We start from the raw sequence: 16,879 nt of genomic DNA, 5'->3' as shown, positions 1-16,879 counted from the left end.
CAGTGTGAAGCTATTTAATGATTTTACTAGAAAAAAAGAAGAATTTGTGCCAATAGAGCCAGGAAAGATAAGAATGTATGTCTGCGGTCCTACAGTGTATGATTATTTTCACCTTGGAAATGCAAGAACATTTATAGTTTTTGATACTATAAGAAGATACTTTGAGTATAGAGGCTATGATGTTACATTTGTACAGAACTTCACAGATATCGATGATAAAATGATTAACAGAGCTAATGATGAACATATTACAGTTAAAGAACTTGGAGACAGGTTTATATCTGAATATTATAAAGATGCAGATGCGCTGAATATAGAAAGAGCGACAGTAAATCCAAGAGCTACACAGTATATCGGCAAGATAATCAAATTTGTTAAAGGTCTTGTTGATAAAGGATATGCTTATGAAGTTGACGGTGATGTTTACTTCTCAACTAAGAAATTTAAGGATTATGGAAAGTTATCAGGACAGAATCTTGAAGACTTACAGGCTGGTGCAAGAATAAATGTTGATGAAAGAAAGAAAGATCCAATGGATTTTGCAATATGGAAATCACAGAAACCTGGCGAACCAGCATGGAAAAGCCCTTGGGGAATGGGAAGACCTGGATGGCATATTGAGTGTTCATGTATGTCAAACGATATACTAGGAGATACAATAGATATTCATGGAGGCGGACATGATCTCATCTTCCCACATCATGAAAATGAGATAGCACAGAGTGAAGCATACTCAGGAAAGAAGTTCGTGAATTATTGGATGCATGCAGCATTTTTAAATATAAACAACATGAAGATGTCAAAATCACTTCATAATTTTAAGACAGTAAGGGAGATTCTTGGACAGTATGATGCAGATGTGATAAGATTCCTGCTGGTTTCTGGACATTATAGACAGCAGCTTAATTTTTCAGAAGAACTGCTTGATTCAGCTAAAGCGTCTGTAGAAAGACTGTATAATACAATCTGCAATCTTGAAAATATTATAGATAAAGCAGAAAGTAGAGAAACTACTGCAGAAGAAATAAGCTACATTGAATCATTAGATGGATTCAGACAAAAATATATTGAAAAGATGGATGATGATTTTAATACTGCAGATGCTATAACTGTATTATTTGAATTATCTAAACACATCAATTCCAATGTAACTGCGTCAGCTTCAAAAGAAGTTATTGAAAAGTCATTATCAATTATGAGAGAACTTGGAGGTCCATTAGGAATTCTTCAGAACAGCACTAAGGTTGAAGTCGATGATGAAATTGCAAAGCTTGTTGAAGAAAGACAGCAGGCAAGAAAAGATAAAAATTATGCTTTAGCTGATAGGATAAGAGATCAGCTTAAAGAAATGAATATTGTTATAGAAGATACTCCTGACGGAATAAGATGGAAGAGAGTATAAAAACAATGATCAATGATCATTGAAGGATGGGATTCTTTTGGAATCCCTTAATCTTTATCTAACGAAAAAATTAAATAATAGAAATGAGGAGTAGTACCATTGGATAATCTTTTACTAGAACAATTTACTGATGCAGAAGCAAGAATGCTTAACCCACTTCAGCTTGCTCTTATAGGCGATGGAGTTTATGAAGTATATATAAGAAATTATGTGCTTTTAAAGAACAGAAGACTTAATGCTCATAAAATGCATGTAGAAGCAATAAAGTTTGTTAAGGCAAAAGCTCAGAGCAATATTATGCATGAGCTTGAGAGTGAACTTGATGAAGATGAGGCGTATATATACAAGAGAGGCAGAAATGCTAAATCTCCTACAGTTCCAAAGAATGCAGATGTGAGAGACTACAGAAATGCAACTGGTTTTGAAGCACTTGTTGGATATTTATATTTAACGGGCAGAAAAGAAAGACTGGAATTATTCTTAAAGAGATCTACGGAAATAATAGATGCAGTAAGTAAAGGAGGCACGAAATAATGAAAAAGAATTTGAAAAAAACACAGAAGACAAATGATAAGCCAAGACAGAAGAGAGCATCTGTAAAGCCAGCTGGAAAACCAGCTCAGATGAGAGAAGATATTATTGAAGGTAGAAATGCAGTAATTGAAGCAATAAAGTCAGACAGAACTATTGAACAAATAATGATTGCCAAAGGTGATATGGAAGGTTCAATAATTAAACTTATCAAGATGGCTAAGGAAAAAAAGATAGTAATAAAAGAAGTAGACAGAAGAAAGCTTGATTCTATGAGTGAGACTGGAGCTCATCAGGGTGTTATGGCAATAATAACTCCATTCAAGTACTGCGAAGTGGAAGATATACTTGCTGCAGCTGCAGAAAGATGTGAAAAACCTTTTATTATAATACTTGATGAAATTGAAGATCCGCACAATCTTGGCTCAATAGTAAGAACAGCTGAATTAAGCGGTGTACATGGAATTATAATTCCTAAGAGAAGAAATGTAGGTATTACACCTACTGTTTATAAGTCAGCAGCAGGAGCTATAGAACATATGAAGATAGCTAAAGTGACTAACATAAATCAGGCAATTGATGAATTAAAAGATAATGGTGTCTGGGTATACGGAACAGATATAAGAGCTGAAGAATATTCTTATCAGACAGATTTCGGTGGAGCATGCGCACTTGTTATAGGAAATGAAGGCACAGGTATGTCTAAACTTACAAAGGATAAATGTGATAAGCTTATCAAAATACCTATGGTTGGAACAATAAACTCATTAAATGCATCAGTAGCAGCAGGAATTATGATGTATGAAGTTATGAAGGGAAGGCTTAATGAATAATAAGCCTTACTACTGATTTATGAAGATTATTTTTGTTGACGGATATAATGTCATAAATAGCTGGCCCAACTTAAATGGTATGAAAGAATATAGTTTTGATGGAGCTAGAAACAAACTCCATGATATCCTTGTGAACTATGCAAGTTATAACAATTGTAGAATTTATCTTGTATTTGATGGACATAAAGTTGCAGGAAATATTGAAAAAGTTTATGAAGAAAAATTTGTCACAACTGTTTTTACAAAATTTGAACAGACAGCAGATTCATATATCGAAAAAAAAGTAAATGATATAGGAAGAAGAGCAGAGATAATAGTTGTAACATCAGACTGGTTGGAGCAACAGACGATATTTCAGCGTGGAGCTGTCAGAATGTCATCGCTGGAATTTTATAATGATGTCCTAAAATCGGAAGAGAAAATTGATAAACGAATGAAAAAGAATTATGTAAAAAATAGAAACTTACTGTCAGATAGTGTTGGTGATGAAATACTCGCAAAGCTAGAAAGAATGAGAAGAGGCAGGTAATGAGTATTGACTTAAAGTCGCACAGTGATTTATAATTCTATACAAAGGTGTAAAAAAAAGGTGGGGAGTTTATGAGCGGTAGCACTTATGCAGAAGTTAATTATGATTTTAAATGCAGGAAAGATGAAGAAGTAGTATGTATAGCCCAAAAAGGAAATAAAAAGGCGCAGGAATACATGATTAATAAGTATGAGAGCTGCGTAAAAGCAAAAGCAAAGTCTTATTTTCTTATAGGAGCTGATAAAGAGGATATATATCAGGAAGGAATGATAGGCCTTTATAAAGCTATAAGAGATTTTAATTCTGGAAGACAGGCCTCATTTAAGGCTTTTGCTGAGTTATGCATAAGCAGACAGATAATTACTGCTATAAAAACAGCTACCAGACAAAAACATATACCTCTTAATACTTATATTTCTTTAAATAAGCCTATATATGATGATGAATCTGACAGAACACTTCTAGATATACTTTCAAGCATTAGAGTGTGCAATCCAGAAGAGCTTATTGTTAGTCAGGAAGAAATGGTTCAGATTGAAAAGTATATGGCGAAATCCTTATCGGAGCTGGAAAAACAAGTTCTGAATTCTTACATGGACGGAAAGACTTACCAAGAAATAGCCTGTACTTTGGACAGGGATGCAAAATCTATCGACAACGCATTACAGAGAGTAAAGAGAAAGCTTGAAAACTGTTTGAAATACTAGTTGGAGAGGACAAACATACAATTAAAAAATAACTGTAAAATAACGTAAAAAACATTGACAAAATCCTGTTTTGCTAGTAAACTTTATAAATGGTATAATTAGTATGTAAGTTATGCCTAAATTGCTCATGTGGCTCAGTCGATAGAGTGTCGTCAGTCTATTGACGGAGGTGGTCAGTTTGATACCAATCGTGAGCTCTAGCAAATAGATTATATAATTAATATTAATAGGGAGGAATTCAAAAAATGGCTAAGGCAAAATTTGAAAGAACTAAACCACATGTTAATATTGGTACAATAGGTCATGTTGACCACGGTAAGACTACTTTAACAGCAGCTATTACTACAGTATTAGCAAACAAAGGATACGCAAAGGCTTTTAACTATGCAGAAATAGATAAAGCTCCAGAAGAAAAAGAAAGAGGAATTACAATCAACACAGCACACGTTGAATATGAAACTGAACATAGACACTATGCACATGTTGACTGTCCAGGACATGCTGATTATGTAAAGAACATGATTACAGGAGCAGCACAAATGGATGGTGCTATACTAGTTGTATCTGCAGCTGATGGCCCAATGCCTCAGACAAGAGAACATATATTACTTGCGTCAAGAGTTGGCGTTGACTATATCGTAGTCTTCTTAAACAAAGCTGATATGGTTGATGATGAAGAATTATTAGATTTAGTTGAAATGGAAGTTAGAGAGTTATTAACTGAGTACAATTTCCCTGGAGACGAAATTCCAATAATCAGAGGATCAGCATTAAAAGCTCTTGAAAATCCAACAGATCCAGAAGCTATTAAGCCAATAATAGAGTTAATGGATGCAGTTGATAGTTACATCCCAACTCCAGAAAGAGCTACAGATAAGCCTTTCTTATTACCAGTAGAAGATGTTATGACTATTACTGGTAGAGGTACTGTTGCAACTGGTAGAGTTGAAAGAGGGCAACTTCATCTTCAAGATGAACTAGAAATAGTCGGATTAAAAGAAGAAAAGAAGAAGACTGTTGTAACTGGAATGGAAATGTTCAGAAAGACTCTTGACATGGCTGAAGCAGGAGACAACGTTGGTATCCTACTTAGAGGTGTTCAGAGAGATGAAATAGAAAGAGGACAGGTTCTTGCTAAACCAGGTACTGTACATCCTCATAAGAAATTTGTTGGTCAGGTTTACGTATTAAAGAAAGAAGAAGGTGGTAGACATACTCCATTCTTCAACGGATACAGACCACAGTTCTATTTCAGAACAACTGATGTTACTGGTTCAATAGATTTACCAGAAGGTGTAGAAATGGTTATGCCAGGAGATCACATTGACATGACTGTTGAATTAATAACTCCAGTAGCTATGGAAGAAAACTTAAGATTCGCTATCAGAGAAGGCGGAAGAACAGTAGGTTCAGGTGTTGTTACTAAGATCATTGAGTAATTTCATGTTATGTTTGGAAGGACTGGGTTATAAAACCTGGTCCTTTATGCAATCATATAGTTTGACATGTGAAAAAAAATATGATAATGTAAATAAGTAACGCGTATAAAATTAAAAAATGAAGCGGATAACTATACCTAGATACCAATGAACTGGAGGTGCGGAAGGTGAGAGTAAAAGTAACTTTAGCATGCACAGAATGCAAGCAGAGAAACTATAATACAATGAAAAATAAGAAAAATGATCCTGATAGATTAGAAATGAAGAAGTATTGCAAATTCTGTAAGACTCATACTCTTCATAAGGAAACTAAATAGTTTTCAAAGGTGATTTTTAGTGTATAGTACATTAAAACCTTAAGGATGTGAATATTATGGCTGTAAATGGGAAAGTTAAGCAGAAGGTTTCTGGCAAAAAGAAAACCAATTTTTTTAGAGAGGTTAAGGCTGAGGCTAAAAGAATAACATGGCCTTCAAAAGAAGATACTAAAAAAGCTTTTTGGGCAGTATTAGGTTTCACCATAATATCTATGATATTAATATGTGTAATGGATTATGGATTCAGTAACCTCTTTGATGTGATTTTAAAACTAAAGAAATAATAAGGAGGTTGGATGAAGTATATTCATCCTAAGATATAATATGAGTGAAAGAGCTAGATGGTATGTAGTCCATACATATTCTGGTTATGAAAACAAGGTTAAAGCTAACTTGGAAAAAGCAATTGAAAATAGACATCTTGAATCTCTAATAGTTGATGTACAGGTTCCTGTAGAAGAAGTAGTAGAGGAGAAAGATGGAAAACAAAAGGTTTCTACAAGAAAGATTTTTCCTGGATATGTATTGATTAAAATGTTTATGACTGATGAGTCTTGGTATGTCGTAAGAAATACAAGAGGAGTCACAGGATTTGTAGGCCCAGCGTCTAAACCAGTACCACTTACCGATGAAGAGGTAGAATCTATGGGTGTTATCGAAATGCCAGTTGATATCGACTTGGAGGTAGGAGAAAGTGTCAGAATAATTTCAGGCCCTATTAAGGACTTTGTAGCTACTATACAAGAAATTAATTCTGAAAAACATAAGATTAAAGGACTAGTAGATATGTTTGGCAGAGAAACTCTTGCTGAATTAGACTTTAATCAAATAGAAAAATTAGATTAGTAAATCAGACTAACGTCTTTATTAAGTGGGAGGGCGTAAGTCCGAAATTACCACGTATAGGAGGAATAACTCATGGCTAAGAAAGTAACAGGAATGATTAAACTTCAGCTTGCAGCAGGCAAAGCAACACCAGCACCACCAGTTGGACCAGCATTAGGACAACACGGAGTAAACATAATGGGATTCTGCAAGGAATTTAATGCAAAGACTGCAAACCAAGCAGGATTAATAATTCCAGTAGTTATTACTGTATATCAGGATAGATCTTTTAGTTTCATACTAAAGACTCCACCAGCTGCAGTTTTAATTAAGAAAGAATTAGGAATTGAAAGTGGATCAGGAGTTCCAAACAAAACTAAGGTTGGAACATTAACTAAAGATCAAGTTAAGAAGATTGCAGAAACTAAGATGCCTGATTTAAATGCAGCATCAATCGAAGCAGCTATAAGCATGATAGCAGGAACTGCTAGAAGCATGGGAGTAACTGTTGAAGAATAATTTTTTTAACTCACTAATATAGTGGGAGGTAAATACCGTTAATACCACAGAGGAGGATTAAGAATGGGTAAGAAATACTTAGAAAGTGTTAAATTAATCGATAAGAACACACTATATACACCAGCAGAAGCTTTAGAATTATCAGTAAAGACATCTAAAGCAAAATTCGATGAAACAATCGAATGTCACGTAAGACTTGGAGTAGATCCAAGACATGCAGATCAACAAGTAAGAGGTGCTGTTGTGTTACCTCACGGAACTGGAAAGAGCTTAAGAGTTCTTGTATTTGCTAGAGGAGAAAAGGCTAAGGAAGCAGAAGCAGCAGGAGCTGATTTTGTTGGAGCGGATGAATTAGTTCAGAAGATTCAAGGCGAAAACTGGTTCGATTATGATGTAGTTGTAGCAACTCCAGATATGATGGGTGTTGTTGGTAGATTAGGTAGAGTATTAGGACCTAAGGGATTAATGCCAAACCCTAAATCAGGAACAGTTACATTTGACGTAGCAAAGGCTATATCAGAAATCAAAGCTGGTAAAGTTGAATACAGACTAGACAAGAACGCTATAATCCACTGCTCAATTGGTAAGGCTTCATTTGGAGCTGAAAAGCTAGTTGAAAACTTCCACACATTAATGGAAGCAATCATCAAAGCTAAGCCAGCTGCAGCAAAAGGACAGTACGTTAAATCTGTATCAGTTGCATCAACAATGGGACCTGGAGCTAAGATTAATCCAGTTAAAGTATTAGAAGGTTAATTTTAATAGTTAATAATTCTTATTGACAATTATTAAAACATCTGATAATATATAACCGTTGTAAAAAAAGAATAAAGATTTCCGTAGACGGCAGGTGTCTTTTAAAAAGACGTAACGTTAAATCAACCTGCAGAGGATTCAATATGATTGTTGGTCTTCTCATGTCTATGGGAAGACTTTATTAATGTATAAAGAAGCAGTTAAAAGCTGTGAGGAGGTGGACACACAGTTATGAATAAGAACAGACAATTAAAGGAAGCAAAAGTTGCTGAAATTAAAGAAAAAATGGAAAAGTCTCAAGCTATAATTCTTAGTGAATATCAAGGTCTAACAGTAGAAGAAGATACAGAATTAAGAAAGAAGCTAAGAGAAGCTGGTGTTGAATACAAGGTTTATAAGAATAAGCTTGTTGCATTAGCTGCTAAGGAATTAGGATTCGATGGTATAGTTTCTTACCTAGAAGGACCGGTTTCAATAGCATTCGGATATGATGACGTAACTGCTCCGGCAAGAACTCTTAATGATTTTGCAAAAACTCATAAGAAGTTAGAACTTAAAGCAGGTATCGTTGCAGGAGACATATATGATGGAGATAAGGTTAAGCAGTTAGCTGCTATACCACCAAGAGAAGTTCTTCTTGCAAAACTTCTTGGAAGCATCAAGGCTCCAGTATCAAACTTCGCTTACATGTTAAGCGCAATCAAAGACAAGAAGCAGTCAGAAACTGCAGAATAATCAGTAATTTAAAAATACTTTTAATAAGTAAAAATTTCGGAGGTGCGAATTATGAATAAAGAACAAATAATAGAAGCTATAAAGAATATGAGCGTTTTAGAATTAGATGAATTAGTTAAGGCTTGCGAAGAAGAATTCGGAGTTAGTGCTGCTGCTCCTGTAGCTGTAGCTGGTGCTGCTGGTGCTGGTGCTGGTGCTGCTGAAGAAAAATCAGAATTCGACGTAGTTCTTAAGGCAGCTGGTGCTGAAAAGATCAAAGTTATCAAATTAGTTAGAGAAGTAACTGGTTTAGGATTAAAGGATGCTAAGGAAATAGTTGATGGAGCTCCTAAGACATTAAAAGAAGCTGTAGCTAAAGAAGAAGCTGAAGCTATGAAAGCTAAGTTTGCTGAAGTTGGAGCAGAATTAGAATTAAAGTAATTTAATTCTTCTAACTGATTAAACAGTAAATATGAACTCTATTGAGGTTCTACCATAGTGTAGAGCCCAATGGAGTTTGTTTTTTTATACAGGGAAAATATAAAAAAATCAGTAATTAAATTGCTGAAATTTTATGTTGATATTATTAAGAAATATATAAAATCAAATTTAAATAATTAATTAAATATGAGTATTATGAAGATAGGTATTGATAAAAACAACTTAATATCATATAATATATTTCTAACAATAAATATTGACACTTGACAACTATTGTGATAACATATTTAATTGCATTGAAATGTATCTGGCTATAATAAATACCTTAAAAAGTATTAGGTTAGAACATTAAAAAGTCGGTTAATGCAATGTATACAGTCCAATAGCCCAAATATTATTGAGTTATTGGTTATTTTAGTTTATACAAGGGGTGAAAACTTATGATACATCCTGTCCAACAAGGTAAAAGAACGAGGATGAGCTTTGCAAAGGTAAAGTCCGCGGCAGAAATGCCAAATCTAATTGAGGTTCAGTTAGATTCGTACAAATGGTTTTTAGAGGACGGTCTTCAAGAAGTCTTTGATGACATCAATCCAATATCAAATTTTGCTGGTAATCTTGCACTAGAATTTGTAGGTTACAAGCTAGATATGGATGGAATCAAATATCCAGTTGAAGAATGTAAAGAAAGAGATGCAAACTATGCAGCACCATTAAAGGTTTCTGTAAGATTACAGAACAAAGAAACTGGTGAAATCAAAGAACAAGAAGTCTACATGGGTGATTTCCCATTAATGACAGACCAAGGAACATTCATTATCAACGGAGCTGAAAGAGTTATAGTTTCGCAATTGGTAAGATCACCAGGAGTATACTATAGCTATACACGTGATAAGAGTGGTAAAAAATTATTTGCTTCAACAGTAATTCCTAATAGAGGTGCATGGCTTGAATACGAAACTGATTCAAACGACATCATCTATGTAAGAATTGATAAGACAAGAAAGCTTCCAATAACTATACTTGCAAGAGCTATGGGCATGGGAACAGACCAGGAACTTATTGATTTCTTTGGCGACGAAGAAAGATTAAAGGCAAGTATTGAAAAAGACAATACTAAAACTAGAGAAGAAGCTTTACTAGAAGTTTATAAAAGATTACGTCCAGGTGAACCACCTACAGTAGATAGTGCAATTTCACTAATAGAATCACTATTCTTTGATGCTAGAAGATATGACTTATCAAGAGTAGGTAGATATAAATTTAATAAGAAGTTAGCTATAAATTTAAGAATTGCTAATCAGATAGCTGCTGAAGACATTATCAATCCACAAACTGGAGAAATAATGGTAAATAGTGGCGAAAAGATAAGTAAGAAAGTGGCAGAAGAAATAAGAAATGCCGGAATTAATGCTGTTAATATAACAGTTGAAGATAAAGTTATTAAAGTTATAGGTAACAATTTTGTTGACATACATAAGTATGTTGATTTCAACATTGATGATTTACACATCAAAGAGTTTGTTCATTATCCAACATTAAAAGATATATTAGACAATAATTCTGATGAAAAGCAAATCAAAGCTGAACTTAAGAAAAATATCACAAAGCTTGTACCAAAGCACATAACTAAGGACGATATATTTGCAACTATTAGTTACGAATTAGGCTTAGCTTATGGTATCGGTCAGGTAGATGATATCGATCATTTAGGAAACAGAAGAATCAGATCTGTTGGAGAACTACTTCAGAACCAGTTTAGAATTGGTTTATCAAGAATGGAAAGAGTAGTTAGAGAAAGAATGACTATTCAGGACCAGGAAGGAATAACTCCACAGGCATTAATTAATACAAGACCAGTTGTTGCAGCTATTAAAGAATTCTTTGGTAGTTCACAGCTTTCACAATTCATGGATCAAATCAATCCATTATCAGAATTAACTCATAAGAGAAGATTATCTGCATTAGGACCAGGAGGTCTTTCAAGAGAAAGAGCTGGTTTTGAAGTTAGAGACGTTCACCACTCACATTATGGTAGAATGTGTCCTATTGAAACACCAGAAGGTCCAAATATAGGTCTTATCAACTCACTTGCTACATATGCAAGAGTTAATGAATATGGATTTATTGAAACTCCATATAGAGTTGTAGATAAAGAAACTGGAATAGTTTCAAAGGAATTTACTTATTTTACTGCTGATGAAGAAGATGGCAATCTAGTTGCTCAGGCAAAAGAACCACTTGATGAAAATGGCAGATTCTTAGATGAAAAAGTTACAGTAAGAGATAAAGAAGATGTTCTTGTTGTTCCTAGAGAAGATGTAGATCTAATGGATGTATCACCAAGACAAATCGTATCTGTAGCCACTGCTATGATACCTTTCCTTGAAAATGATGATGCCACTAGAGCACTTATGGGATCTAACATGCAACGTCAGGCTGTTCCATTATTAAAACCACAGGCTCCTATAGTAGGAACAGGTATAGAATATAGAGCAGCATATGACTCTGGAGTACTTCAGAAAGCTAAGAATGCTGGTGTGGTTTCATATGTCAGCGCAAATGAAGTAAGAATTAAGAGAGATGTTGATGGCGGTACTGATGTATATAGATTACTTAAGTTTAAGAGATCTAACCAGGGTACTTGCGTAAACCAGAGACCAATAGTATCAAAAGGCGAAGTTATAGCTAAAGGTCAAGTAATAAGTGATGGACCTTCTACAGACCTAGGTGAAATATCATTAGGTAAAAATATTAGAATGGGCTTCATAACTTGGGAAGGTTATAACTACGAAGATGCCATGTTAATTTCTGAAGAACTAGTAAGAGAAGATGTATTTACTTCTATCCATATTGAAGAATATGAATGTGAAGCTAGAGACACTAAGCTTGGACCAGAAGAAATAACAAGAGATATTCCAAACGTTGGAGAAGACTCATTAAAAGATCTTGATGACAGAGGAATTATCAGAATTGGTGCTGAAATAAGATCAGGAGATATACTTGTTGGTAAAGTTACTCCAAAGGGAGAAACTGAACTTACAGCTGAAGAAAGATTATTAAGAGCTATCTTTGGAGAAAAGGCAAGAGAAGTAAGAGATACTTCACTTAAGGTTCCTCATGGAGAAGCTGGTATAATCGTTGATGTTAAAGTATTTACAAGAGAAAATGGTGATGAATTACCACCAGGAGTAAATGAACTTGTAAGATGTTACATCGCTCAAAAGAGAAAGATATCTGTAGGAGATAAGATGGCCGGACGTCATGGTAATAAGGGTGTTATCTCTAGAGTATTACCAGAAGAAGATATGCCATTCTTACCAGATGGTAGACCACTTCAGATATGTCTTAACCCACTAGGCGTTCCATCACGTATGAACATCGGTCAGGTACTTGAAGTTCACTTAGGATGGGCTGCTTCACAAATGGGATGGCATATTTCAACTCCAGTATTTGATGGAGCTAATGAAGCAGAAATAGAAGAATGTCTTGAAAAGGCTGGATATAGTAGAACAGGAAAGACTATATTATATGATGGTAGAACAGGTGAACCATTTGATAACCCTGTAACTGTTGGTATAATGTATATCTTAAAACTTGCGCATCTAGTTGATGATAAGATTCATGCTAGATCTACAGGTCCTTACTCATTAGTTACTCAACAGCCACTTGGTGGTAAAGCACAATTTGGTGGTCAGAGATTTGGAGAAATGGAAGTTTGGGCACTTGAAGCATATGGTGCTGCTCACACATTACAAGAAATACTTACAGTTAAATCAGATGATGTTGTAGGTAGAGTTAAGACTTATGAAGCTATTGTAAAGGGTGAAAACATACCAGAACCAAGTATCCCAGAATCATTTAAGGTTCTTATTAAAGAACTTCAGTCTTTATGCTTAGACGTTAAGGTATTAAACGAAAACCATGAAGAAATCAAATTAAAAGACAGTGTTGATGATGATGAGCCTGCAAAATTAGAAGTAAACATTGAAGGTACAGAAAACGCTGCTAAAGATAATCAGCGAACTGTAGATCCAGATGAAGTTGATGATAGTTATATCATAGATGATAATGAAAACTCTGAAGACAATGATGATGAATTCGGAGATATAGATTTTGAAAATCTAGGAACTGATAGTGAATTAGAACTTGATGATTTTAATGATGAACATTAATTATGAAGGGAGGATTACCCTTGTTTGAGTTAAATAATTTTGATGCATTACAAATAGGGTTAGCATCTCCAGAACAGATCAGAGCATGGTCTAGAGGTGAAGTAAAAAAACCAGAAACTATAAATTACAGAACTTTAAAGCCTGAAAAGGACGGTTTATTCTGTGAAAGAATATTTGGACCAATAAAGGACTGGGAATGTCATTGCGGAAAATATAAGAGAGTTAGATATAAAGGAATTGTCTGTGACAGATGTGGTGTTGAAGTCACTAAGTCAAAAGTAAGAAGAGAGAGAATGGGGCATATTGAACTTGCTGCCCCAGTATCTCACATCTGGTACTTTAAAGGAATTCCTTCAAGAATGGGATTAATTATAGATATGTCTCCAAGAGCATTAGAAAAAGTTTTATACTTTGCATCATATATCGTAATAGATCCTAAAGAAACTCCTTTATTAAAGAAGCAGTTACTAAATGAAAAAGAATATAGAGAAGCATGCGATAAGTATGGTGAAGATAGCTTCGTTGCAGAAATGGGAGCTGAGGCTATAAAGAAACTACTTTCTGAAATAGATCTTGAGAGAAGTTCTGTTGAATTAAAAGAAGAACTTAAAACAAGCACTGGACAGAAGAAAGTAAGAATAATTAGAAGACTTGAAGTAATAGAATCATTCAGAACTTCAGGAAATAAACCTGAATGGATGATAATCGATGTTATACCAGTTATACCACCAGACTTAAGACCAATGGTTCAATTAGATGGTGGAAGATTTGCAACATCAGATTTAAATGATCTTTACAGAAGAGTTATTAACAGAAATAACAGACTTAAGAAGTTAATAGATTTAGGTGCACCAGATATCATTGTAAGAAATGAAAAGAGAATGCTTCAAGAAGCAGTAGATGCACTTATAGATAACGGTAGAAGAGGAAGACCAGTTACTGGACCAGGAAATAGACCTCTTAAATCATTATCAGATATGCTTAAAGGTAAGCAAGGTAGATTTAGACAGAACTTACTTGGTAAGAGAGTTGACTACTCTGGTAGATCAGTTATTGTTGTTGGACCAGAACTTAAGATGTATCAATGTGGACTTCCAAAGGAAATGGCACTTGAATTATTTAAGCCATTTGTAATGAAGAAGTTAGTTGAAGACGGAATAGCTCACAACATTAAGTCAGCTAAGAGAATGGTTGAAAAAGTAATGCCTCAGGTATGGGATGTTCTTGAAGATGTAATTGCAGATCATCCAGTATTACTTAATAGAGCGCCTACTCTTCATAGATTAGGTATTCAGGCATTCCAGCCAGTATTAGTTGGAGGAAGAGCAATAAAGCTTCACCCACTAGCTTGTACAGCATACAACGCCGATTTCGATGGTGACCAGATGGCTGTTCATTTACCATTATCAGTTGAAGCTCAGGCTGAAGCTAGATTCTTAATGCTTGCTGCAGGAAATATCATGAAGCCATCAGATGGTAAGCCAGTATGTGTACCAACACAGGATATGGTACTTGGTTCATACTACTTAACAATCGATAAAGATGGTGAAAAGGGTGAAGGAATGGTATTCTCATCACCTGAAGAAGCTTTAATGGCATATGAAGTAAAAGATATTTCAATACATGCAAAAGTTAAAGTAAGAATGACAAGAGTATTTGACGGTGTAGAAGAACAGGGTATAATCACTACTACTCCAGGTAAAATAATCTTTAATGAATCTATTCCTCAGGATTTAGGATTTGTTGATAGAAATGATCCAGAAACTAAATTCAATATGGAAATAGACTTCCTTGTAACTAAGAAGAACTTAGGAACAATAATAAATAAGTGTTATATGGCTCATGGAGCTACAGTAACATCTGTAATGCTTGATAAGATAAAAGCAAAGGGATATCATTATTCATCAATTGGAGCGGTAACAGTTTCAGTTGCAGATATGATTGTGCCAAAAGAAAAATATGATTTATTAGCAGATGCTGACCAGACTGTTGATAAGATCGAAAAGCTATATAGAAGAGGATTAATATCTGAAGACGAAAGATATGAAAGAGTTATTGATAAGTGGACTAAGACAACAGAAGATGTTGCCAATGCACTTATGGACTCAATGGATAGATTTAATCCAATATTTATGATGGCGGACTCTGGAGCCAGAGGTTCTAAGTCTCAGATCAAACAGCTTGCAGGTATGAGAGGACTTATGGCGAGTCCATCAGGTAAAATCCTTGAGTTACCAATCAGAGCGTCATTCAGAGAAGGTCTTGATGTGCTTGAATACTTCATGTCAACACATGGTGCAAGAAAAGGTAATGCCGATACAGCTCTTAAGACAGCCGATTCAGGATACTTAACAAGAAGACTTGTTGATGTAAGTCAGGATGTAGTTGTTAGAGAAGATGACTGTGGTACTAACAATGGTATTTATGTTCAAGAAATCAAAGAAGGTACAGAAGTAGTAGAAAGTCTAGAAGAAAGAATAACTGGTAGATATGTAGCAGAAGATGTTGTTGATCCATCTACTGGAGAAGTTCTTGTTAAGGCTAATGAATATGTAGATCCTAAACTTGCTGATAAAGTAGTTAAATCAGGCATTAAGAAAGTTAAGATAAGATCTGTATTCACATGTAAATCTAAGAACGGTGTTTGTGCTAAGTGCTATGGTATGGACCTTGCTACAGCATCTAAGATTAATATAGGTGAAGCTGTTGGTATAGTAGCAGCTCAGTCTATAGGTGAACCAGGTACACAGCTTACAATGAGAACATTCCATACAGGTGGTGTTGCCACTGGAGCAGATATTACACAAGGTCTTCCTAGAGTTGAAGAACTTTTCGAAGCTAGAAAACCAAAGGGATTAGCTATAATCAGTGAAATTGATGGTATAGTTAGAAGAGAAGAAACTAAGAAGAAGAGAGTTGTGTATGTAACTGGAGCAGATGGAGAAGAAAAGTCATATGATATACCATTTGGTTCAAGAATCAGAGTTAACGATGGCGATCAGATTGAAGCTGGAGATGAAATAACAGAAGGTTCTGTAAATCCACATGATATTATGGCAATCAAGGGCGTTGATGGCGCTAGAAAATATCTTCTTTCAGAAGTTCAGAAAGTTTACAGACTTCAAGGTGTTGATATCAACGATAAGCATCTAGAAGTTGTTGTAAGACAAATGACTAGAAAAGTTAAAGTTCTTGAATCTGGTGATACTGATTTATTACCAGGTGTTATGATAGATATGTTTGATTTTGATGAAGCTAATGAGAAAGTTAAGGAGTTTGGTGGAGAACCTGCACAAGGAGAAAGAGTTCTTCTTGGTATAACAAAGGCTGCACTTGCTACTGACAGTTTCTTATCAGCAGCTTCATTCCAGGAAACTACTAGAGTTCTTACTGAAGCAGCAATTAAGGGTAAAATTGATCCATTAATTGGTCTTAAGGAAAATGTTCTTATCGGTAAGTTGATTCCAGCTGGTACAGGAATGATGAGATATAGATCAATCAAATTAAATACAGATAAGAATTTAGAGGAAAAAGAAGAAAATAATACAGAAGAACAGCCAATAGAATAGTAATTAATTTTATTGACTTTAAAAATACAAAATGATAAAATACAACTTGTGCAATGCACAAACTTAATGAATTTAATTTGTCTACATGACCATTGAGATGTAGAAATGCATCTCAATGTTGC

General features: G+C 34.7%; 15 protein-coding genes and 1 other annotated feature. All 15 genes read left to right on the top strand.

Features of this window, described 5'->3' with window-relative positions:
• The first annotated feature begins 4 nt into the window (after positions 1-4).
• The 15 genes from cysS (at position 5) to rpoC (ending at position 16,757) form a co-directional block, all read left to right on the top strand.
• A complete protein-coding gene (gene cysS, locus FYJ33_RS03370) occupies positions 5-1,402 on the top strand; it encodes a cysteine--tRNA ligase (RefSeq protein ID WP_277643272.1) in 1,398 nt (465 codons plus the stop codon).
• Between the two features lie 99 nt (positions 1,403-1,501).
• Positions 1,502-1,936: a Mini-ribonuclease 3 gene (locus FYJ33_RS03365; protein ID WP_235900756.1), complete on the top strand. Its 435-nt coding sequence runs from the start codon at positions 1,502-1,504 to the stop codon at positions 1,934-1,936.
• 89 nt (positions 1,937-2,025) lie between these two features.
• A complete protein-coding gene (rlmB, locus tag FYJ33_RS03360) occupies positions 2,026-2,766 on the top strand; it encodes a 23S rRNA (guanosine(2251)-2'-O)-methyltransferase RlmB (protein WP_235900762.1) in 741 nt (246 codons plus the stop codon).
• A 19-nt stretch (positions 2,767-2,785) separates the two neighbouring features.
• Positions 2,786-3,295: an NYN domain-containing protein gene (locus FYJ33_RS03355; protein WP_154530357.1), complete on the top strand. Its 510-nt coding sequence runs from the start codon at positions 2,786-2,788 to the stop codon at positions 3,293-3,295.
• Positions 3,296-3,366: 71 nt separating this feature from the next.
• Complete coding sequence (sigH, locus tag FYJ33_RS03350) at positions 3,367-4,002, top strand: RNA polymerase sporulation sigma factor SigH (RefSeq protein ID WP_154530356.1); 636 nt, start codon at positions 3,367-3,369, stop codon at positions 4,000-4,002.
• A gap of 245 nt (positions 4,003-4,247) precedes the next feature.
• Positions 4,248-5,441, top strand: a complete 1,194-nt coding sequence (gene tuf, locus FYJ33_RS03345; protein WP_154530355.1) for an elongation factor Tu — start codon at positions 4,248-4,250, stop codon at positions 5,439-5,441.
• 167 nt (positions 5,442-5,608) lie between these two features.
• Positions 5,609-5,758 (top strand): 50S ribosomal protein L33, encoded by a 150-nt coding sequence (rpmG, locus tag FYJ33_RS03340; protein ID WP_277643273.1) that lies wholly within the window; start codon positions 5,609-5,611, stop codon positions 5,756-5,758.
• Between the two features lie 56 nt (positions 5,759-5,814).
• Positions 5,815-6,042 carry a preprotein translocase subunit SecE gene (secE, locus tag FYJ33_RS03335; protein WP_154530353.1) on the top strand — a complete coding sequence of 76 codons (228 nt, stop codon included), beginning with the start codon at positions 5,815-5,817 and terminating at the stop codon, positions 6,040-6,042.
• A 40-nt stretch (positions 6,043-6,082) separates the two neighbouring features.
• Entirely contained in the window at positions 6,083-6,604 is a 522-nt protein-coding gene (nusG, locus tag FYJ33_RS03330; RefSeq protein WP_154530352.1) for a transcription termination/antitermination protein NusG, read from the top strand.
• A 72-nt stretch (positions 6,605-6,676) separates the two neighbouring features.
• Complete coding sequence (gene rplK / locus FYJ33_RS03325) at positions 6,677-7,102, top strand: 50S ribosomal protein L11 (protein WP_154530351.1); 426 nt, start codon at positions 6,677-6,679, stop codon at positions 7,100-7,102.
• A gap of 63 nt (positions 7,103-7,165) precedes the next feature.
• Positions 7,166-7,858 carry a 50S ribosomal protein L1 gene (rplA, locus tag FYJ33_RS03320; RefSeq protein WP_154530350.1) on the top strand — a complete coding sequence of 231 codons (693 nt, stop codon included), beginning with the start codon at positions 7,166-7,168 and terminating at the stop codon, positions 7,856-7,858.
• Between the two features lie 63 nt (positions 7,859-7,921).
• Positions 7,922-8,050, top strand: a sequence feature (ribosomal protein L10 leader region).
• A 39-nt stretch (positions 8,051-8,089) separates the two neighbouring features.
• The gene (gene rplJ / locus FYJ33_RS03315) at positions 8,090-8,593 is read left to right on the top strand and encodes a 50S ribosomal protein L10 (protein WP_154530349.1); all 504 of its coding nucleotides are present in this window, start codon (positions 8,090-8,092) and stop codon (positions 8,591-8,593) included.
• Positions 8,594-8,644: 51 nt separating this feature from the next.
• Entirely contained in the window at positions 8,645-9,013 is a 369-nt protein-coding gene (rplL, locus tag FYJ33_RS03310; RefSeq protein WP_154530348.1) for a 50S ribosomal protein L7/L12, read from the top strand.
• Between the two features lie 440 nt (positions 9,014-9,453).
• A complete protein-coding gene (gene rpoB, locus FYJ33_RS03305) occupies positions 9,454-13,188 on the top strand; it encodes a DNA-directed RNA polymerase subunit beta (protein WP_154530347.1) in 3,735 nt (1,244 codons plus the stop codon).
• A 20-nt stretch (positions 13,189-13,208) separates the two neighbouring features.
• A complete protein-coding gene (gene rpoC, locus FYJ33_RS03300) occupies positions 13,209-16,757 on the top strand; it encodes a DNA-directed RNA polymerase subunit beta' (protein ID WP_154530346.1) in 3,549 nt (1,182 codons plus the stop codon).
• Positions 16,758-16,879: the final 122 nt, after the last annotated feature.

Source organism: Inconstantimicrobium porci, from assembly GCF_009696465.1.
Lineage (GTDB): Bacteria > Bacillota > Clostridia > Clostridiales > Clostridiaceae > Inconstantimicrobium > Inconstantimicrobium porci.
This window is presented reverse-complemented; position numbering and strand designations above follow the sequence as displayed.